15 protein-coding genes are annotated in these 18816 nt (G+C 72.0%); 7 read left to right on the top strand and 8 right to left on the bottom strand.

All coding sequences use genetic code 11. The annotated features are described in order from the left end of the window. Window positions 1-66: 66 nt before the first annotated feature. Entirely contained in the window at window positions 67-1794 is a 1728-nt protein-coding gene (locus ACWCRA_RS15975; RefSeq protein ID WP_351550354.1) for a protein kinase domain-containing protein, read from the bottom strand. A gap of 305 nt (window positions 1795-2099) precedes the next feature. Here ACWCRA_RS15975 and ACWCRA_RS15970 point away from each other — a divergent pair, with 305 nt between their 5' ends. Beyond that, window positions 2100-3686, top strand: coding sequence for a protein kinase domain-containing protein (locus ACWCRA_RS15970; RefSeq protein ID WP_351550351.1), 1587 nt, complete (start codon window positions 2100-2102; stop codon window positions 3684-3686). 443 nt (window positions 3687-4129) lie between these two features. Here the strand turns inward: ACWCRA_RS15970 and ACWCRA_RS15965 are convergent, their stop codons facing one another. The 3 genes from ACWCRA_RS15965 to ACWCRA_RS15955 form a co-directional block, all read right to left on the bottom strand. Then, window positions 4130-5137: a phosphotransferase gene (locus tag ACWCRA_RS15965; protein ID WP_351550348.1), complete on the bottom strand. Its 1008-nt coding sequence runs from the start codon at window positions 5135-5137 to the stop codon at window positions 4130-4132. Between the two features lie 15 nt (window positions 5138-5152). Then, window positions 5153-5674 carry a pyridoxamine 5'-phosphate oxidase family protein gene (locus ACWCRA_RS15960; RefSeq protein ID WP_451067861.1) on the bottom strand — a complete coding sequence of 174 codons (522 nt, stop codon included), beginning with the start codon at window positions 5672-5674 and terminating at the stop codon, window positions 5153-5155. Window positions 5675-5790: 116 nt separating this feature from the next. Further along, window positions 5791-6456, bottom strand: a complete 666-nt coding sequence (locus ACWCRA_RS15955; RefSeq protein WP_351550343.1) for a response regulator transcription factor — start codon at window positions 6454-6456, stop codon at window positions 5791-5793. A 361-nt stretch (window positions 6457-6817) separates the two neighbouring features. Here ACWCRA_RS15955 and pdhA point away from each other — a divergent pair, with 361 nt between their 5' ends. The 3 genes from pdhA to ACWCRA_RS15940 are packed head-to-tail and all read left to right on the top strand — an operon-like array spanning window position 6818 to window position 10497. After that, entirely contained in the window at window positions 6818-7966 is a 1149-nt protein-coding gene (gene pdhA, locus ACWCRA_RS15950; protein WP_351550340.1) for a pyruvate dehydrogenase (acetyl-transferring) E1 component subunit alpha, read from the top strand. A gap of 3 nt (window positions 7967-7969) precedes the next feature. Beyond that, window positions 7970-8950, top strand: coding sequence for an alpha-ketoacid dehydrogenase subunit beta (locus ACWCRA_RS15945; protein ID WP_351550337.1), 981 nt, complete (start codon window positions 7970-7972; stop codon window positions 8948-8950). A gap of 29 nt (window positions 8951-8979) precedes the next feature. Next, complete coding sequence (locus tag ACWCRA_RS15940) at window positions 8980-10497, top strand: dihydrolipoamide acetyltransferase family protein (RefSeq protein WP_451067887.1); 1518 nt, start codon at window positions 8980-8982, stop codon at window positions 10495-10497. 81 nt (window positions 10498-10578) lie between these two features. On the opposite strand, the gene ACWCRA_RS15935 is transcribed toward ACWCRA_RS15940, so the two are convergent. Beyond that, window positions 10579-11517 (bottom strand): D-alanyl-D-alanine carboxypeptidase family protein, encoded by a 939-nt coding sequence (locus ACWCRA_RS15935; RefSeq protein ID WP_351550528.1) that lies wholly within the window; start codon window positions 11515-11517, stop codon window positions 10579-10581. A gap of 234 nt (window positions 11518-11751) precedes the next feature. On the opposite strand from ACWCRA_RS15935, the gene ACWCRA_RS15930 reads away from it, so the two are divergent. Both ACWCRA_RS15930 and ACWCRA_RS15925 read left to right on the top strand, forming a co-directional pair. Further along, window positions 11752-12393 (top strand): GntR family transcriptional regulator, encoded by a 642-nt coding sequence (locus tag ACWCRA_RS15930; RefSeq protein WP_351550334.1) that lies wholly within the window; start codon window positions 11752-11754, stop codon window positions 12391-12393. After that, the gene (locus ACWCRA_RS15925) at window positions 12390-13733 is read left to right on the top strand and encodes an MFS transporter (RefSeq protein WP_351550331.1); all 1344 of its coding nucleotides are present in this window, start codon (window positions 12390-12392) and stop codon (window positions 13731-13733) included. Before ACWCRA_RS15930 ends, ACWCRA_RS15925 begins: the two co-directional genes overlap by 4 nt. A gap of 53 nt (window positions 13734-13786) precedes the next feature. On the opposite strand, the gene ACWCRA_RS15920 is transcribed toward ACWCRA_RS15925, so the two are convergent. Next, window positions 13787-14611, bottom strand: coding sequence for a maleylpyruvate isomerase family mycothiol-dependent enzyme (locus tag ACWCRA_RS15920; protein WP_351550328.1), 825 nt, complete (start codon window positions 14609-14611; stop codon window positions 13787-13789). Between the two features lie 262 nt (window positions 14612-14873). Here ACWCRA_RS15920 and ACWCRA_RS15915 point away from each other — a divergent pair, with 262 nt between their 5' ends. Continuing rightward, on the top strand, window positions 14874-16673 hold the full coding sequence (locus ACWCRA_RS15915) for an NHL domain-containing thioredoxin family protein (RefSeq protein WP_451067860.1): 1800 nt from the start codon (window positions 14874-14876) through the stop codon (window positions 16671-16673). 363 nt (window positions 16674-17036) lie between these two features. Here the strand turns inward: ACWCRA_RS15915 and ACWCRA_RS15910 are convergent, their stop codons facing one another. Together ACWCRA_RS15910 and ACWCRA_RS15905 are read right to left on the bottom strand one after the other, a co-directional pair. Next, window positions 17037-17411: a hypothetical protein gene (locus ACWCRA_RS15910; RefSeq protein ID WP_351550322.1), complete on the bottom strand. Its 375-nt coding sequence runs from the start codon at window positions 17409-17411 to the stop codon at window positions 17037-17039. Between the two features lie 88 nt (window positions 17412-17499). After that, window positions 17500-18798: a M18 family aminopeptidase gene (locus ACWCRA_RS15905; RefSeq protein WP_351550319.1), complete on the bottom strand. Its 1299-nt coding sequence runs from the start codon at window positions 18796-18798 to the stop codon at window positions 17500-17502. Between the last annotated feature and the right edge of the window lie 18 nt (window positions 18799-18816).

Here is an 18816-nt window from a genome sequence, read left to right as displayed (position 1 = left end):
AGGGCAGCGGGCGGCGGGCGGCGGGCAGCGGTGGGAATGGAGGGAGAAACAGAGGAGAGAGGGGGGTCAGCCCGCCCGGCCCGTCGAGATGTACAGCTCGAACTCCTGGTTCTTCGGCACCACGGCCGTCCCCGCCGTGGGGAACTGGCGGACCACGGTGTCCCTGCCCCACCGGGGGTCGTCGACCTCGTGGACCGTCCAGGTCCACCCCGCCGACCGCAGGCACTCCTTCACCGAGAGCACGTCCTTGTAGAGGAGGCCCGGGGCCTGGACCTTCGCCGGGTCCGTGCCGTCCTCCATGGCGTCCGTGCACTTCGTGGTCCGGATCACCCGGCCGCGGTCCGGCGGCAGCGCCTCGCCCTCCTGCGCTCCGGCCGAGCCGTCCGGCCCGGCGGAGCGGCTCGCCGTGCTGCCCGTGCGCGGTGGCTCCTCGTCGCCCGGGGTGTTCCGGTTCTCCAGCACCTGCTGCACCGCGCCGATCGCCATCAGCCCGAGGAGGACCGCGACCACCGTGAGGGTGATCCTCCGCCCCCGGCCCTTCCCGCCCCCGGAACCCGGCGGCGCGGGCGAGATGGTGTACGAGGAGTGCGCGACCGGAGCCATGGGGGCCATGGGCCCCGTGGTCCCGTACCGCGCCTGCTGCCCGTGGGACAGCGGGGGAGCGGTCTGGGTGGAGGGCTGCGGATAGCCGTACTGCGGTGCCGGGGCGTAGGGCCCCGGCTGGTACGGCGTCCCCGCCTGCGGGGACGGGGCCTGAACCGGCTGATGGGGCCGGTGGGGCTGGTGAGGCGGGGCCTGGTGCTGGTCCAGCGGCGGGAAGACCGCGGACCCCACCCCCGCCCCGCTCGCCGGCGGAGCCCCGGAGACGATCACCGGAGCCGCCGTCCGCCCGGCCGCCGCGACCCGCGCGCACTCGTCCCGCATCGCCGCCGCGCTCGGGAAGCGCTCGTTCGGATTCTTCCGCAGGGCCCGTGCCACCAGCGCGTCCATCGCCGGGGTCACCGAACGGTTCACGGAGGAGGGCGGGACCGGCTCCTCCTGCACATGCGCGTAGACGATCGCCAGCGGCGCGTCCGCGTCGAACGGCAGCCGCCCGGTCAGGAGCTGGAAGAGCATCACGCCGACCGAGTACAGATCGGAGCGGGCGTCCACCCCCCGGCCCAGGCCCTGTTCGGGGGAGAGGTACTGCGGAGTGCCGACGACCATGCCGGTCTGGGTCATCGAGCTGACGCCCGACTGCATGGCCCGGGCGATCCCGAAGTCCATGACCTTGACGACCCCGCGCCCGGTGATCATCACATTGCCCGGTTTGATGTCCCGGTGGACCAGCCCCACCTCATGGCTGGTGTCCAGCGCGGCCAGCACGTCGGCCGTCACCCTCAGCGCCTTCTCGGCCGGCATCGCGCCGTACTGCCGCACATCCGCGTGCAGCACCGAACCGAGCGGCTGTCCCTCCACGTACTCCATGACGATGTACGGCATCGGCTCGGAGCCCCGGTGGCCCCCGGGGCCGCCGAAGACGACCGAATCCTCACCGGTGTCGAAGACCGAGACGATATTGGGATGCGACAGTTTGGCAACGGCCTGCGCCTCGCGCCGGAACCGCTCGCGGAACGACTGCTCGCGCGCCAGCTCCGTGCGGAGCGTCTTGATGGCGACCTGGCGGTCGAGCGCGGTGTCGTACGCCAGATGCACGGAGGCCATGCCGCCCTCGCCGAGCAGATCCCGGAACTGGTAGCGGCCACCGGCCAGGGACCCGCCCGCGTAGCGGCCCTGCGCGCCGTCCTGGCTCATGACTGTGCATCCCCTCGGCCGCGAAGACCGGTGTCCCGGGCCGGCCGGACCCTGGTGGTCCGCGGTGATCCGTTCTCCCTGTTACCGGGCCAGTGTGCCCGAGGGGTACGGCACGTCAAGCCGGGCACCCGTTCCGTGACCGTACGCACAAGAAGGGTCCGTCAGCGTCACAGGAGTGCCACGAAATGAGCGTGGCCGTGCTCACAGAGGTTTGATGGCCGTCCTTCCCAGGTTGGGCTGTCGTATGAAGGCTGTAGCGTGAGGCCACACGGCACCCGATACACAGATGACGACGGCGAGGACTGATGGCACCCGAACCCGAGGACGGCAGCGGCGGCGTGCCGGATGCGGCGGACTCCTGGGGCGCCGGCGGGCTGGTCGGCGACGGCCGGTACCGCCTGACCCACCGCCTCGGCCGCGGCGGCATGGCCGAGGTCTTCGCGGCGGAGGATGTGCGGCTCGGCCGCACGGTCGCGGTGAAGCTGCTCCGCGCCGATCTCGCCGAGGACCCGGTCTCCAAGGCCCGCTTCACCCGCGAGGCACAGTCCGTCGCCGGGCTCAACCACCATGCGATCGTCGCGGTCTACGACTCCGGCGAGGACGTGGTGAACGGGCAGTCCGTGCCGTACATCGTCATGGAGCTGGTCGAGGGCCGCACCATCCGCGATCTGCTGATCAACGCGGACGCGCCGCCGCCCGAGCAGGCGCTGATCATCGTCTCCGGGGTGCTGGAGGCGCTGGCCTACTCGCACCAGCACGGCATCGTGCACCGGGACATCAAGCCGGCGAATGTCATCATCACGCACTCCGGCGCGGTCAAGGTCATGGACTTCGGCATCGCGCGCGCCCTGCACGGCGCGTCCACGACGATGACCCAGACCGGCATGGTCATGGGTACGCCGCAGTACCTCTCCCCCGAGCAGGCGCTCGGCAAGGCCGTCGACCACCGCTCCGATCTCTACGCCACCGGCTGTCTGCTGTACGAACTGCTGGCGCTGCGGCCCCCGTTCACGGGCGAGACGCCGCTGTCGGTGGTCTATCAGCATGTCCAGGACATTCCGCAGCCGCCGTCGCAGACCTCCGACGTGGTGCCGCCGGAGCTGGACGGCCTGGTGATGCGCTCGCTGGAGAAGGACCCGGACGACCGCTTCCAGAGCGCGGAGGAGATGCGCGGTCTGGTGCAGTACGGGCTCCAGATGCTCCAGCAGCAGGGCAGCCACAACGGCAGCTGGAACACGGGCTTCTTCCAGGCGCCCGGCGGCGCGGCCACCGCGGCGCTGGGGGCGGCCGGGGCGACCACCGTGCACCCGGTGCACGGGGACACCGCGCAGGGTCCGATACTGCCGCCGATGAACCCGGACGACGGAGGGTATGACGGCGGTCGCCGGGGCGGGGGCGGCGGCCGGGGGCGCGGGAAGGTGTGGCTGGTGGCCGCGCTGGCCGTGGTGGCGGTCATCGCCGGGGTGGCGTTCGCGCTGAACAACATGGGCACGAAGACGGAGACGCCGCCGAAGGACGACCCGAAGGTCTCGTCGACGCCGTCGGAGTCGAAGTCCTCGCCGCCGCCGTCGAAGTCGCCGGAGCCGCCGCGGCAGGAGACCGGGTCGGTGCCGACGCAGAGCACGCAGAAGCAGTGGTCGCCTCCGGCGGGCAAGACGGATCGGCCGACGCGGCCGTCGTACAACCCGTCGCCCACGCAGTCGCAGACGGAGTCGAGCCCGCCGGTGGAGCAGTCTCCGACGACGCCGGCCTCGGAGACGCCCGGGACGGACCCGGGGACGGACCCGGGCACGGACCCCGGTACTGACCCGGGCACGGACCCCGGGACCGATCCCGGGACGGACCCGGGGACGGACACGGGCGGACCGGGTGAGGGTGGGGACACTCCCTGACCCGGGCCCGCAGGTGCGGGTTTCCTGTGGGCCGGGGGCTGGTCCCCGACCCGGGCCCGCAGGTGCGGGTTTCCTGTGGCACAGGGTCCGTCCTCAATCGCCGGACGGGCTGGGGTATTCCAGCCTCGCCGGCGTTTGAGGCGCGGGGGTTCGGGGGCTGGTCCCCGACCTGGGCCCGTAGCGTGACGGGGTCCTGTGGCACAGGGTCCGTCCTCAATCGCCGGACGGGCTGGGATTGGCTGGGGTTTGTCCTTGAGTGGCGGGCGGGCTGGGATTGCCTGGGGTTCGTCCTCAATCGCCGGACGGGCTGGAGTTGCCTGGGGTCCGTCCTCAATCGCCGGGCGGGCTGGGATTGGCTGAGGTTTGTTCTTGAGTGGCGGGCGGGCCGGGTTTCGTGGGGCGGGCTCTCCTGGGGGGCAGGAGGGGTTCTTGAGGCGGGCCGGCTACGCCGTGAAAGCCTCGCGGACCGCCTCGTACTCCCTCGTCCACCACACCGCCAGGGCCGACACCGCGGCGAACTGCGGGTCGGCCCTGCGGTCGTGGAGCTGGTAGCGCCAGCGCAGTATCCAGAAGTCGTTCAGCCGCTCCCACCACACCCGGTGCACCGCCGCCGCCAGTTCCGCCGCGTCCGCGCCGGCCGCGCGGCGGTAGGCGCGGGCGTAGGCCCGCACCTTGGGCAGTTCGAGCTGGCCGGCCGGCTGGACGAAGAAGATAGCCGCCGCCCGCACCGCCTCCTCCGCGCGCGGCTGCACCCCTAACCGGTCCCAGTCGACGATCGCGGCGGGCTCCCCGCCCCGGTAGAGCAGGTTCAGCGGGTGGAAGTCGCCGTGCACCCAGCCGCCCGCCGACGCCGGGGGCGGTCTGCGGTGGGCATGGCGCTCCAGCAGCGCCCTGCGCTCCTGGAGGCGGTGTTCGGCGAGGGTGTCGAAGGGATCGCGGGGCCCGGCCGCCCTGGCCAGCCCCAGCAGTTCGTCGATGAGCGCGAAGGTCTCCCCGGGGTCGGCGCTCTCGTGCTCCCGGTGGTCGTGTGCCGTGCGCCGCATCACCCGCTCCAGCGCCGTGTGGACGAGCCCGAGGAGCGAGCCGAGGCGGCGGGACTGGAGCGTGGAGAGATGCGCCCCGTCGCGGTGGCGGCCGTCGATCCAGGGGTGCAGGGCATAGCAGCGGCCCCCGATCACCGCGACCGTGTCGCCGTGCGCGTCCGCGAGGGGCGGGGCGACGGGCACCCCGAGCGCCTGGAGGCGCAGGGTGGCACGGTGCTGGCGGGCGATGGACTCGTGGTCGTCGTCGAGATGGTGCTTGAGGAAGTACGCCCCGCGGGTCGTGGCGATGCGGTAGCCGCGATTGAGGAGCCCCTCGGTGACCCGCTCACAGGAGAGCGGTTCGCCCGGGTCCTCGTAGCGGCGCAGCAGCGCAGCGACCGGCGGCGCGATGACAGATGAGCGCGGCACTCACCAAATGGTAGATCACTCAGCGTGTCGGTTTGGCTGCTCTGAGAGATAGTCCAGGGTATGCAGGGTGACGAACTGGGGTTCGATACGCATATAGACCGGTTCGAACCGCTCCCCGTCCGCGTGGAGCGGCTCCTCGCCGAAGAGCCGGAGGTCGTCCTCGGTCGGCCGCGCCATCTCCGCCGTACCCGTGAACTGCACGGACCACATGGCCTTGCCGCCGGAGTGGAAGTTGTCCGCGCCGTAGGCGACGACCGCGCCGTTGCACGCCCGGTGGTAGCCGAAGCCCCGGTGTATGCGGAGCATCACCCCGCAGTCGCGGACGATGTGCCGGGCCGGGGCGACGAAGGGCATGGCCCGCATGCTCGTCGCCAGCCTCCCGTACGAGACCCGGTTGAGCAGCTCCATGGCCCGGCGCTCGTCGGAGCCCTCGGGGAGGGAGGGGGGAGGAGGAGTCGCCGCGGGCGGTGCGGACGGGGCGGCCGGGAGCGGTGCGGCTGCCGGGAGCGGTGCGGCGCGGAGTTCCTCGGTGGGCATGGGCTCCACTCTGGGCGAACGGCCCGCCCCGGCGGAAGGGGCCCCCGCCCCCCGGCGTTCGGGACGTAAGTCCCGCCGCGCCCCCTCATGGGGACCCGGGCCGGGCCGGGGCGCGCTCAGTGGTGCTGACGCTCCGCCTGCATCCGCGCCACGAAGGCCGCCGCCTGCGAGCGCCGCTCCATCCCCAGCTTCGACAGCAGGCTGGAGACATAGTTCTTGATGGTCTTCTCCGCGAGGTGCAGCCGCTCCCCGATCACCCGGTTGGTCAGCCCCTCGCCGATCAGATGCAGGATCTTGCGCTCCTGCTCGGTCAGCCCGGCCAGCTTGTCGTCGCCCTTCGGGCTGTTGCCGTCGCGCAGCCGCTCCAGCACCCGCGCGGTCGCCACCGGATCGAGCAGTGATTTCCCGGCCGCGACCTCGCGCACCGCCGTGAGCAGCTCATTGCCGCGGATCGCCTTCAGCACATACCCGGAGGCCCCGGCCATGATCGCGTCGAAAAGGGCCTCGTCGTCGGCGAATGAGGTCAGCATCAGGCATTTGATGCTCTCGTCCCGGGAACGGATCTCGCGGCAGACCTCCACACCGCTGCCGTCCGGCAGCCGCACGTCCAGGACGGCGACATCCGGACGGGTCGCCGGGATTCGCACCATGGCGTCCTCGGCCGTGCCCGCCTCGCCGACGACCTCGATATCGTCCTCGACGGAGAGCAGCTCATGAACGCCGCGGCGGACGACCTCATGGTCATCCAGCAGGAATACAGTGATTTTTCCTTCTTCGCGCACGAATGCAGTCTCACACACCGGCTCTTCCCGTGCGCCGGGTGGCCGGGATAACGTGCCCGTGTCCTCGGCGGCCCGCAAGGCCGTGACCAGCGCTGTGACCAGTGGATGTTCCCCTATTTCTCGATTTACTTGGAAATCCAAGCAAAATCGCAGGTCAAAAGGGGTTTCGCAGTAATGCGTCGCACTGGGTAACGTGCTTTTTGACAGGGTCTCGTCGGGGGCACCTGTCACGCCTGTTCCGGGCCGGCGCACCCACCCCGTGCGCGGGTACGGACACGGGCGAGCCTCCCCCTGTCATCGGCAGGGGCGACCCCAGGCTCCCGGCAACCCCGGGAGACCGGACAGACGGAGGAGCACGCACGTGACCGTGGAGAGCACTGCCCCGCGCAAGCCGCGACGCGGCGGCAGGCGCGTGAGCGCCGCGAAGAAGCCACAGCCTTCCGAGCACCAGCTCGTGCAGCTGCTGTCGCCCGAGGGCGAGCGCATCGAGCACCCCGACCACCAGATCGAGCTGACCGCCGAAGAGCTGCGCGGGCTGTACCGGGACATGGTCCTGACCCGCCGCTTCGACGCGGAGGCGACCGCTCTCCAGCGCCAGGGCGAACTGGGCCTGTGGGCCTCGCTGCTCGGCCAGGAGGCGGCCCAGATCGGCTCCGCCCGCGCGCTGCGCGACGACGACTACGTCTTTCCCACCTACCGCGAGCACGGCGTCGCCTGGTGCCGCGGGGTCGACCCCACCAAGCTGCTGGGCATGTTCCGGGGCGTGAACCACGGCGGCTGGGACCCCTCGGCCAACAACTTCCACCTCTACACGATCGTCATCGGCTCCCAGACCCTGCACGCCACCGGCTACGCCATGGGCGTCGCCAAGGACGGCGCCGACTCGGCCGTCATCGCCTACTTCGGCGACGGCGCCTCCAGCCAGGGCGATGTGGCGGAGTCCTTCACCTTCTCCGCCGTCTACAACGCCCCGGTCGTCTTCTTCTGCCAGAACAACCAGTGGGCGATCTCGGAGCCGACGGAGCGCCAGACCCGGGTGCCGCTGTACCAGCGCGCGCAGGGGTACGGGTTCCCGGGCGTGCGGGTGGACGGCAATGACGTACTGGCGTGTCTGGCGGTGACCCGCTGGGCGCTGGAGCGGGCGCGGCGGGGCGAGGGGCCCACGCTGGTGGAGGCGTTCACCTACCGGATGGGCGCGCACACCACCTCCGACGACCCCACCAAGTACCGCCACGACGACGAGCGGGCGGCCTGGGAGGCGAGGGACCCGATTCTGCGGCTGCGCACTCTGCTGGTGAACGAGGGGCACGCCGGCGAGGAGTGGTTCGCGGCGCTGGAGCAGGAGAGCGATGTGCTCGCGCGGCGGGTGCGGGAGTCGGTGCGGGCGATGCCCGACCCGGACCCGGTGGCGATGTTCGATCACATCTACGCGGACGGGCACGCGCTGGTGGACGAGGAGCGGGCGCAGTTCGCCGCGTACCAGGCGTCGTTCGCCGAGGAAGGCATCTGAATCATGGCGGCTGTGAAACTTCCTCTCGCGAAGGCGCTCAACGAGTCGCTGCGCAGGGCGCTGGAGTCCGATCCCAAGGTGCTGGTCATGGGTGAGGACGTCGGGAAGCTCGGCGGAGTGTTCCGGGTCACCGACGGCCTCCAGAAGGACTTCGGCGAGGAGCGGGTGATCGACACCCCGCTCGCGGAGTCGGGGATCATCGGCACCGCGATCGGGCTGGCGCTGCGGGGTTACCGGCCGGTGGCGGAGATCCAGTTCGACGGGTTCGTCTTCCCGGCGTACGACCAGATCGTCACCCAGCTGGCGAAGATGCACGCCCGCTCCCTGGGCAGGATCAAACTCCCGGTGGTGATCCGTATCCCCTACGGCGGGGGCATCGGCGCGGTGGAGCACCACAGTGAGTCGCCGGAGGCGCTGTTCGCGCATGTGGCGGGGTTGAAGGTGATCTCGCCGTCCAACTCGTCGGACGCCTACTGGATGCTCCAGCAGGCCATCGAGTGCGACGACCCGGTGATCTTCTTCGAGCCCAAGCGGCGCTACTGGGACAAGGGCGAGGTCGACCCGGAGGCGATTCCGGGCCCCCTGCACGCGGCCCGGGTGGTGCGGCAGGGTGCGGATGTGACGCTGGCGGCGTACGGGCCGATGGTGAAGGTCTGCCAGGAGGCGGCGACGGCGGCGGCCGAGGAGGGCACCTCGGTGGAGGTGCTGGACCTGCGGTCGATGTCGCCGATCGACTTCGACGCGGTGCAGGCGTCGGTGGAGAGGACGGGCCGGCTGGTGGTGGTCCACGAGGCGCCGGTGTTCTACGGGTCGGGCGCGGAGATCGCCGCCCGGATCACCGAGCGGTGTTTCTACCATCTGGAGGCCCCGGTGCTGCGGGTCGGCGGGTTCCACGCGCCGTATCCGCCGGCGCGGCTGGAGGAGGAGTACCTGCCGGGTCTGGACCGGGTGCTCGACGCTGTCGACCGCGTGCTGGCGTACTGAGGAGAGCTGCTGTGATCCGTGAGTTCAAGATGCCCGACGTGGGCGAGGGGCTGACCGAGGCCGAGATCCTCAAGTGGTACGTGCAGCCGGGTGACACGGTCACCGACGGTCAGGTGGTCTGCGAGGTCGAGACCGCCAAGGCCGCGGTCGAACTCCCGATCCCCTACGACGGGGTGGTCCATGAGCTGAACCACGCGGAGGGGACCACGGTCGACGTCGGCCAGGTCATCATCCGCGTCGACACCGCGGGCGGCACCACCCCGGAACCGGCCCCGGAGGCCGGGGCCGAGGCCGGAACCGGAACCGGAACCGGGACCGGCACGACGGAGGAGGAGGCGCCCAAGGGCCGTACGCCGGTACTCGTCGGCTACGGCGTCGCCGAGACCTCCGGCAAGCGCCGCCCCCGCAAGGCGGCCGCACAGACCTCTCCGCCGCGGTCCGCCGCCCGGGCACCCCGGACGGCCCAGGAGGCGCCACAGAGGCCCCAGGAGCCCCAGGAGACGCCTCAGCCGCCCGCGCAGCCCTCTGCGGGGAGGCTCCCCGGCCAGGCGACCACCGCGGAGCCCCGCACCGGCGGGGTGAACGGCCATGGCTCCCCCGCTCCGGCCGCCCCCGGCTCCCGGCCGCTGGCCAAGCCCCCGGTGCGCAAGCTCGCCAAGGACCTCGGGGTCGATCTGGCGGACATCACCCCCACCGGGCCCGACGGGATCATCACCCGCGAGGACGTCCACGCGGCCGTGGCCCCGGCCCCCGGGCCCGCGACCGCCGCCGAGCCGGCCGAAACGGCTGAAACGGCTGAAACGGCTGAAACGGCTGAAACGGCCGGACCGGCGGTCACGGAAGGAGCGCGGGAGACGCGTGTCCCCGTGAAGGGGGTCCGGAAGGCGACCGCCGCCGCGATGACCGCCAGCGCCTTCACCGCGCCGCACGTCACGGAGTTCATCACCGTCGACGTGACCCGCACGATGAAGCTCGTCGAGGAGCTGAAGCGGGACCGGGACCTGGCCGGGCTGCGGGTCAGTCCGCTGCTGCTGATCTGCCGCGCGCTGCTGGTCGCGATCCGCCGCAACCCCGGCGCCAACGCCTCCTGGGACGAGGAGAACCAGGAGATCGTCCAGAAGCACTATGTGAATCTGGGCATCGCCGCCGCCACGCCGCGCGGGCTGATCGTGCCGAACATCAAGGACGCGCACGCCATGACCCTGCCGGAACTCGCCGCGGCCCTGGGCGAGCTGGTCGCCACCGCCCGCGAGGGCAGGACCACCCCGGCCGCGATGCGCGGCGGCACCGTCACCGTCACCAACGTCGGCGTCTTCGGCGTCGACACCGGCACCCCCATCCTCAACCCCGGCGAGGCCGCCATCCTCGCCGTCGGCGCCATCCGCCTCCAGCCCTGGGTCCACAAGGGCAAGGTGAAGCCGCGCCAGGTCACCACCCTCGGACTCTCCTTCGACCACCGGCTCGTCGACGGCGAACTCGGCTCCCGCCTCCTCGCCGACACCGCCGCCGTCCTGGAGAACCCGAGGAGACTCATCACCTGGGGGTAGCGGCCCCGGATACGGCCGAGGGCCCGTGACACGGCACAGTGTCACGGGCCCTCGGCCTTCTTCCCGTTCCGCGCGGGGCGGTCAGTCCCGCTGGGCGCCGGCCGGGAGCGAGCGCAGCTTCATCGACTTGGCGGTCTTGCTGCCGAAGCCGTGGTCCAGCATCTTGCCGGCGTCCTTGAAGCGGTCCTTGCCGTTGAGGACGACCCCGACGTACGTCGTGGTGCCCCGGGTGGCCGCGAAGACCAGGCAGGGCCCGGCCTTGCTGCCCGTACCGGTCTTCATGCCGACGGCGCCCTTGTAGGAGCCGAGCAGCTTGTTGGTGTTGTACCAGGTGTACGTGCGCTTCTTGCCGGCCGTGCCGGTGGGGGCCGTGGTCTTGTAGGACTGGGCCTTCACCACATCGCGGAACGTCTTGTTCCCGAAGGCGTGCCGGGCGAGCTTGGTGAGATCGGACGGGGTGGTGTAGTTCTTCCCGCCCGCCGAGATGCCGTCGAACGAGTCGAACCGGGTGTTCTTCAGCTTCAGCGACTCGGCCTTCTTGTTCATCATGCCGATGAACGACTTGGTGCGCGCCGCCGTGGTGGAGCCCTTGCCGAAGGTGTCGGCCAGGGCGTACGCGGCGTCGCAGCCCGAGGGCAGCATCAGCGCGGAGAGCAGCTGACGGACGGTGACCTTGTCGCCGGTCTTCAGATCGGCGGTGCTGGCACCCTGCTTGGTGACGTAGTCGCGGTACGCCTGCTTGATCGTCACCTTGCGGTTGAGGTCGACGCCCTTGGTGGTCAGGACGGTGATCGCGGTCGCGACCTTGGTGGTGCTCGCCATCTCGCGCCGGGTGTTCTCACCCTTGGCGAAGAGGGCCTTGCCGGTCTTCTGGTCCATCAGATAGCCGCCCGAGCCGCTGATCGACGGCTTGGGTTTCGCTGCGGCCTGGGCGGGCGCGGCGAGCGGCGAGGCGGTGAGCAGCAGGCCGCCGGACAGAACAACCGTGGCGGCTCGGCGAACGCTCGTGTTGCTGAGTATCAAAGGAAACGCTCCGGAGTTGGCACGTGCGTCGTCAAAGGTCTTCGTCGATGAGGGCCCTTGACGAGAGAAGGGCCCCATCATGAGACGCCGTGGCGCGCCAAAAGGATGCGACTCCGTGGCACATGTCTCATTCGGATGAACCAGCTCCGGTTCATCCCCCTTCGGGGGCGGCCGTCCTGCATGGTGGACAGGGCCCTGTGGATGCACCCTTGTTGTATCTAAGCTGTGTGCATGCCCGTCGCAGCCCCCGCAGCCGAACGCGTCTACGCCCATGTCAAGCAGGCGGTTCTCGACCGCCGCTACGAGGGCGGCACCCTGCTCACCGAAGGCGAACTCGCCGACGCGGTGGGCGTCTCCCGTACCCCGGTGCGCGAGGCGCTGCTCAAACTGGAGGTCGAGGGGCTGATCAAGCTCTACCCCAAGAAGGGCGCGCTGGTCCTCGCCGTCTCCGCGCAGGAGATCGCCGATGTCGTGGAGACCCGGCTGCTGGTGGAGGAGCACGCGGCCCGCAAGGCCGTCCCCGCCCCGCCCCGGCTGCTCGCCCGGCTCGAAGAGCTGCTGGAGCAGCAGAAGCGGCAGGGCGAGGCCGGGGATCTGGCCGCCGTCGCCGTCACGGACCGGCTCTTCCACGCCGAGATCGTGCGCAGCGGGGGCAATGAGATCCTCTCCCGCCTCTACGACCAGCTCCGGGACCGGCAGCTGCGGATGGGGGTGGCCGTGATGCACGCCCACCCCGACCGCATCACCAAGAACGTCGTCGAGCACAGCGAGATCCTGGAGGCCCTGCGCGCCGGGGACCCGGAGAGAGCCGCGGCCCTGGTGCACCGGCACGTCGGCTGGTTCAGCACCCTGGCGCGGGGAGAGGTCCGGTGAGCGCGTCCGGCGGCATAGCCGGCGACCCCGTTCCAGGCGACGCGGGCCGGACACCCCTCGGCGGTGGCCGGGCGGCGGCGATCTGGTCGATCGGCGTCAGCGTCTACTTCGTCGCGATCATCTTCCGCACCTCGCTCGGGGTCGCCGGGCTCGACGCCGCCGACCGTTTCGACGTCAACGCCTCGGCGCTCTCCACCTTCTCCATCCTCCAGCTGCTGGTCTACGCCGGCATGCAGATCCCGGTCGGCCTGCTGGTCGACCGGCTGGGCACCAAGCGGATGCTCGTCATCGGGGCGGCGCTCTTCACCGCGGGACAGCTCGGCTTCGCGCTCGCCCCCTCGTACGGGATGGCGCTCACCGCCCGGGTGCTGCTCGGCTGCGGCGACGCGATGACCTTCATCAGCGTGCTGCGGCTGGGCAGCCGCTGGTTCCCGCCCCGGCGCGGGCCGCTGATCGCCCAGGTCGCCGCCCTCTTCGGGATGGCGGGCAATCTGGTCTCGACCATGCTCGTCTCCCGGCTGCTGCACGATGTCGGCTGGACCGCCACCTTCGCGGGCAGCTCGGTGGCGGGCGCGGTGGTGCTGGTGCTGGTGCTGCTCTTCCTCAAGGACGAGCCGGGGGTGTCCGGGCGGCGGCCGAAGGCGGCGGGCGCGGCACCCGGGAGCGCGCCGGGCGCGGCCTTCGCCCGCCGGCAGCTGGTCCTCGCCTGGCGGGAGCCGGGCACCCGGCTGGGGATGTGGGTCCACTTCACGAGCCAGTTCCCCGCGATGGTCTTCATGCTGCTCTGGGGGATGCCGTTCCTCATCGAGGCGCAGGGCCTCACACGCGAGACGGCGGGCTCACTGCTGACCCTGGTGGTGCTGGTGAGCATGGTGGTGGGTCTGGTGTACGGACAGGTCATCGCCCGCCATCACGCGGCCCGGCTGCCGCTCGCCCTCGGGACCGTCGGGGCGACCTCCGTGGTGTGGGCGGCGGTCCTGGCCCATCCGGACCGGGCGCCGATGTGGCTGCTGATCACCCTCTGCGCGGTCCTCGGGGCGTGCGGCCCCGCGTCGATGATCGGCTTCGACTTCGCCCGGCCCGCGAATCCGCCGCAGCGGCAGGGCACGGCGTCGGGCATCGTCAACGTCGGGGGCTTCACGGCCTCGATGACGGCGCTGTTCGCGATCGGCGTGCTGCTGGACGCGACCGGCGGCAGCTACCGGATCGCGTTCTCCAGTGTGTTCGTCCTGGAGGCGCTGGGGCTCGTCCAGATCCTGCGCCTGCGGGGGCGGGCGGTGAAGCTGGAGCGGGAGCGGCTGGTGGCGAGCAGGGTGGAGGCCGTGCACGTCCCGGCCTGACCGGGCGGGGGCCGGCCGGGGGCCGGGCGGAGGCCCGCCGGGGCCCGACGGGGTCAGGGCGTGATGGCGAACGACCGCAGGATCGCCGCCGCCAGCTCCTGGTCCCCGTCCACCTTGACCCGGTCCGCCACGGCGGCCGGGCGCACCCGCCCGCAGGCGAGCCGGTAGTAGGTCTCCCAGTCCGTGGCGAGGGTGACGATGGGACCCAGCGAGGGTGCCCCGTCGACCGAGCCCCGCCCGTCGGCGTTGACCCGTACGGTACGGAGGAACTCCACCGGTCCGTGCACATCGACCACCACGGCCGAGTGGGGCGGCGCGCCCGCGTCCTTGGCGACGACCTTCGGCAGCGCTTCGAGGAGGACGTCCCGGGTGATGTGGGCGCCCGGTGAGTCGAGGTTGCCGGGCTCGTTGAGCGCGACCCGCAGATCCTGCTCGTGCACCCAGGTGTCGAACGCGCGCATCCGCATCGCCAGTTCCAGGGTCTGCTCGGCGCCCAGCGGCGCGCGGACCATGGTGCCGGGCGAGCGGGTCTCGTTGCGCAGCTGACGGGCCCGCCGGATCATGGTGTACTCCAGCTCCGACGTCATCTCCGGAGAGGTGTGGTGGCGGCGCACATCCACCTGCATCTCCATGTACCGGGCGAAGTCGTTCTTCACATGGTAGAGATCGCGCGGCAGGGTGTGGATGGGCCGGGGGTCGCCCAGCATCTCGGTCTCCATGCCGATGACATGGGAGACCACGTCCCGCACCGACCAGGCGGGGCACGGCGTCGCCCGGTTCCACTCCCCCTCCACGAGAGGCTGCACCAACTCGGCTATCGCTTCGATGGCGTGGGTCCAGGCATCGGCGTAGTTCTGGAGGCTGGGATGGACGGTCACGGGACCCCTCGGCGGTTCTGCGGGCGGCTGGGCTGCTGGCGGCGACGGCTGGGCTGCGTGGGAGGTTCGGTCAGTTAAGTTACGCTGCCGGGCGGCGGCCCGGCAGTCCTTTCGTATGACGATCGTAGGCCCGCACCCCGGCCTCTCCTACAGGACCGCTGACGCCGTGCGCCCGTTCTCCCGCCAATTCGTCCCAGACCGGAACAAACCCAACGCGTGCCCGGGGGAATGCCGCTCCGGGCGGGTGCGGTTGGATGAGGGTATGGCGACACGTGCACGTGTTCGGGCCCCCGAGCTGACCGGCAGGGGCGGCTGGCTGAACACCGGTGACAGGCAGTACACCCTCGGCGAGCTGCGGGGGAAGATCGTGATTCTCGACTTCTGGACCTTCTGCTGTGTGAACTGTCTGCACGTCCTGGACGAGCTGCGGGAGCTGGAGGAGAAGCACCGCGACACCGTGGTGATCATCGGGGTGCACTCGCCGAAGTTCGTGCACGAGGCCGACCACCGGGCCGTCGTCGACGCGGTCGAGCGGTACGGGGTGCACCACCCGGTGCTCGACGACCCGGAGCTGTCCACCTGGAAGCAGTACGCGGTACGCGCCTGGCCCACCCTGGTCGTCATCGACCCCGAGGGGTATGTGGTCGCCCAGCACGCCGGTGAGGGGCACGCGCACGCCATCGAGCGGCTCGTCGCGGAGCTGGAGAGCGAGCACACGGCGAAGGGGACGCTGCGGCGCGGGGACGGGCCGTATGTCCCGCCGGAGCCGGAGGCGGGGGAGCTGCGCTTCCCGGGGAAGGCGGTCGTCCTGCCCTCCGGGAACTTCCTCGTCTCCGACACCACCCGGCACCGGCTGGTCGAGCTGGAGCCCGACGGCGAGCGGGTGGTGCGGCACATCGGCGAGGGGGAGTTCCGCGAGCCCCAGGGGCTCGCGCCGCTGCCCGACGGCCGGATCGCCGTCGCCGACACGGTGAACCACAGAATCCGGGCGTACGACCCCGGGACCGGCGCGATCGAGACGCTCGCCGGGACCGGGAAGCAGTGGTGGCAGGGGTCGCCGGCCTCCGGTCCCGCGCTGGAGACCGATCTCTCCTCGCCGTGGGACATCGCCTGGTTCGACGGGCGGCTGTGGATCGCCATGGCCGGGGTGCACCAGCTCTGGACCCTCGACCCGGAGACCGGAACGGTCGGGGTCGCGGCCGGCACCACCAACGAGGGGCTCGTCGACGGGCCCGCCGCCGAGGCCTGGTTCGCCCAGCCCTCGGGGCTCGCGGCGGCCGGGGACCGGCTGTGGATCGCCGACTCCGAGACCTCCGCACTGCGCTGGATCGGCCTGGACGGCGTGGTGCGCACCGCCGTGGGCACCGGCCTCTTCGACTTCGGACACCGGGACGGACCGGCCGGTCAGGCGCTGTTCCAGCACCCGCTGGGCGTGACCGCCCTGCCCGACGGGTCGGTGGCCGTCAGCGACACCTACAACCACGCGCTGCGCCGGTACGACCCGGTGAGCGGCGAGGTGACCACCCTCGCCACCGATCTGCGGGAGCCCTCCGACGCGGTGCTCGCCGGGGACGACATCGTGGTGGTGGAGTCGGCGCGGCACCGGCTGACCCGGCTGCGGCTGCCGGAGGAGGCGGTGCGGGTCGAGGCCGTCGCGCACCGCACCCGGCGTGCGGCGACCGAGGTCGCGCCCGGGACGCTGCGCCTGGACGTGGTCTTCCGGGCGCCCGCCGGGCAGAAGCTCGACACCCGCTACGGCCCCTCCACCCGGCTGCTGGTCTCCGCGACCCCGCCGGAGCTGCTCACCGGCGGGGCCGGCGCGGGCACCGATCTGACCCGCGCGCTGGAGATCGACCCGGCGGTACGGGAAGGGGTGCTGCATGTCTCCGCGATGGCGGCGTCCTGCGACAACGACCCCGCGAACGAGTACCCGGCCTGCCATGTGCACCAGCAGGACTGGGGTGTTCCGGTCCGGGTGACCGAGGGCGCGGCGACCCGGCTGCCGCTGGTGCTGGCGGGCCTGGACGAGGAGGGGGCCGAAGCGGGCGGGGACCCGGTGTAGGCGTCGGGTACGACAGCGCGGCGAGGCGCGGTGCCGGGGCACAGGAGCCCAGCGAGACCAGGGCGCAGGGCCCTGCGCCCCGGAGCGCGGGGGACATCCGGTGAGCCGGCGGGCGCGCCCCACCGCGCCCCGCGGCCCGAGTGGCGGGATTCGTGGCTGAGCCGGGCCGTCCGTGGGGCTCGTGTCCGGGTCGGCCCGGTCGGCCCGGAGCGCGGGGGACATCCGGTGAGCCGGCGGGCGCGCCCCACCGCGCCCCCCGGTCCGGGCGGTGGGCTCGTGGCTGAGCCCGGCCCGGTGGCGGGCTCGGGGGCGATCCCGGACGGGGCCGGGGGGCGATGCCGGTCGGCGCGGGCGCGGGCATCCCTAGCCGAGCAGGCCCTGTTCGGCCGAGACCTTCCCCGTGGCCCCGTCCAGACACCCTCGTACCCACAGCTCCGGGTCGTGCTCCGCCTTGGCGCCCGCCGTGCCGTCCTCGGCCAGCCGCTGGCACCCCCCGGCCAGCAGATCGGCGGTCAGCGCGCCGTCGCGGTCGTACTGCTTGACGCGGTTCCCGTGCAGGTAACCGGCCTCGTAGGTGACGTCGTCGGCCCACGGCGGCCGGTCGTTGTACTGGTCGATCACCAGCCAGGCGCCGGTGAACAGCGCGGTGGCGGCCAGGGCGACGACACGGAGCAGGGCGCGGCGCGAGGGGCCGCCGGACGTGGGGGCGGCGGACGCCGTCCGATCGAGCAGAACCATGCCCGTCAGCCTGCCCGGCACCGCCTTTCGCGGATGTTTCGCGACCGGCCGGTCCGGCCGGCCGGTCGCGGCGGTGCGGGCGGGACGGTCAGCTCTCCAGGAACGCCGTCAGCACATTCGCCAGCAGATACGGGTCGTCCGAGCCGCACAGCTCGCGCGCGCTGTGCATGGACAGACACGCCACACCGATGTCCACGGTCCGGATGCCGTGCCGGGCGGCGGTGATCGGTCCGATGGTGGTGCCGCACGGCATCGCGTTGTTCGACACGAACGACTGCCACGGCGAACCGGCCCGCTCGCAGGCCGCCGCGAACACCGCCCGGCCGCTCCCGTCGGTGGCGTACCGCTGGTTCACATTGACCTTGAGGATCGGACCGCCGTTGGGACGCGGGTGGTGCGTCGGGTCGTGGCGCTCCGGGTAGTTGGGGTGGACCGCGTGGCCGACGTCGGAGGAGAGACAGATCGTCGCGGCGAAGGCGCGCGCCCGGTCCTCGTACCCGCCGCCGCGCGCGAACACCGAGCGCTCCAGCACCGAGCCGAGCAGCGGGCCGTCGGCGCCGGTGTCGGCCTGCGAGCCGTTCTCCTCGTGGTCGAAGGCGGCGAGGACGGGGATGTACGAGAGTCCGGGCGCGGCGGCGGCTGCGGCGAGCGCGGCCGTGCCGGCGTGCACGGAGAGCAGGTTGTCCATGCGCGGCCCGGCGAGCAGCTCCCTGTCCCGGCCCAGATAGGCGGGGGCCTCAAGGGAGTGGGTCATCAGGTCCCAGCCGGTGACCTCGCCCTCCTCGATCCCCGTCTCCTCCTCCAGGAACTGGATGAGATCGCCCTCGTGGGCGTCGCCGAGGCCCCAGATCGGCTGCATATGGCGCTGCTTGTCGAGCTTGAGACCGTCCGGTGTGACATTGCGGTCGAGGTGGATGGCGAGCTGCGGTACGCGCAGCAGCGGCCGGTCGATGTTGACCAGCCGGTGCGAGCCGTCGCGCAGGGTCAGCCGGCCGGCGATGCCGAGATCGCGGTCGAGCCAGCTGTTGAGGAGCGGCCCGCCGTAGACCTCGACGGCGATCTGGCGCCAGCCGTGGGAGCCGGCGTCGGGCCGGGGCTTGACCCGCAGATTGGGGGAGTCGGTGTGGGCGCCGACGATCCGGAAGGGAGTGTGGGCGTCGGCGCCCTCGGGCACGTACCAGGCGATGAGCGCGCCGCCGCGGATGACGTACTTGCCGCCGGCCGTGGCGTCCCAGACATCCGTCTCCCGCACCTGCCGGAAGCCCGCCTTCTCCAGCCGCCCGGCGGCGACGGTCACCGCGTGGTAGGGCGAGGGGGCGGCGGCCAGGAAGGTCATCAGGTCGTCGGTGTGTCCACGGTCGAACCGGGCGGGTGCGCTGGTGCTCATGGAGCCACCTTAACGAGG

The sequence above is a fragment of the Streptomyces sp. NPDC001889 genome (genome assembly GCF_053594535.1).
Note: the sequence above shows the minus strand (reverse complement) of the source record. Positions and strands in the feature narration are given on the sequence as shown.

Bases quoted from the DNA above. Each gene is read 5' to 3' on its own strand.
- ACWCRA_RS15960 (WP_451067861.1), bottom strand. From the start codon at position 5,674: ATGCCCACCGAGGAACTCCGCGCCGCACCGCTCCCGGCAGCCGCACCG.
- ACWCRA_RS15945 (WP_351550337.1), top strand. From the start codon at position 7,970: ATGGCGGCTGTGAAACTTCCTCTCGCGAAGGCGCTCAACGAGTCGCTG.
- ACWCRA_RS15940 (WP_451067887.1), top strand. From the start codon at position 8,980: ATGCCCGACGTGGGCGAGGGGCTGACCGAGGCCGAGATCCTCAAGTGG.
- ACWCRA_RS15910 (WP_351550322.1), bottom strand. From the start codon at position 17,411: ATGGTTCTGCTCGATCGGACGGCGTCCGCCGCCCCCACGTCCGGCGGC.
- ACWCRA_RS15915 (WP_451067860.1), top strand. From the start codon at position 14,874: ATGGCGACACGTGCACGTGTTCGGGCCCCCGAGCTGACCGGCAGGGGC.
- ACWCRA_RS15930 (WP_351550334.1), top strand. From the start codon at position 11,752: ATGCCCGTCGCAGCCCCCGCAGCCGAACGCGTCTACGCCCATGTCAAG.
- ACWCRA_RS15970 (WP_351550351.1), top strand. From the start codon at position 2,100: ATGGCACCCGAACCCGAGGACGGCAGCGGCGGCGTGCCGGATGCGGCG.
- ACWCRA_RS15975 (WP_351550354.1), bottom strand. From the start codon at position 1,794: ATGAGCCAGGACGGCGCGCAGGGCCGCTACGCGGGCGGGTCCCTGGCC.
- ACWCRA_RS15905 (WP_351550319.1), bottom strand. From the start codon at position 18,798: ATGAGCACCAGCGCACCCGCCCGGTTCGACCGTGGACACACCGACGAC.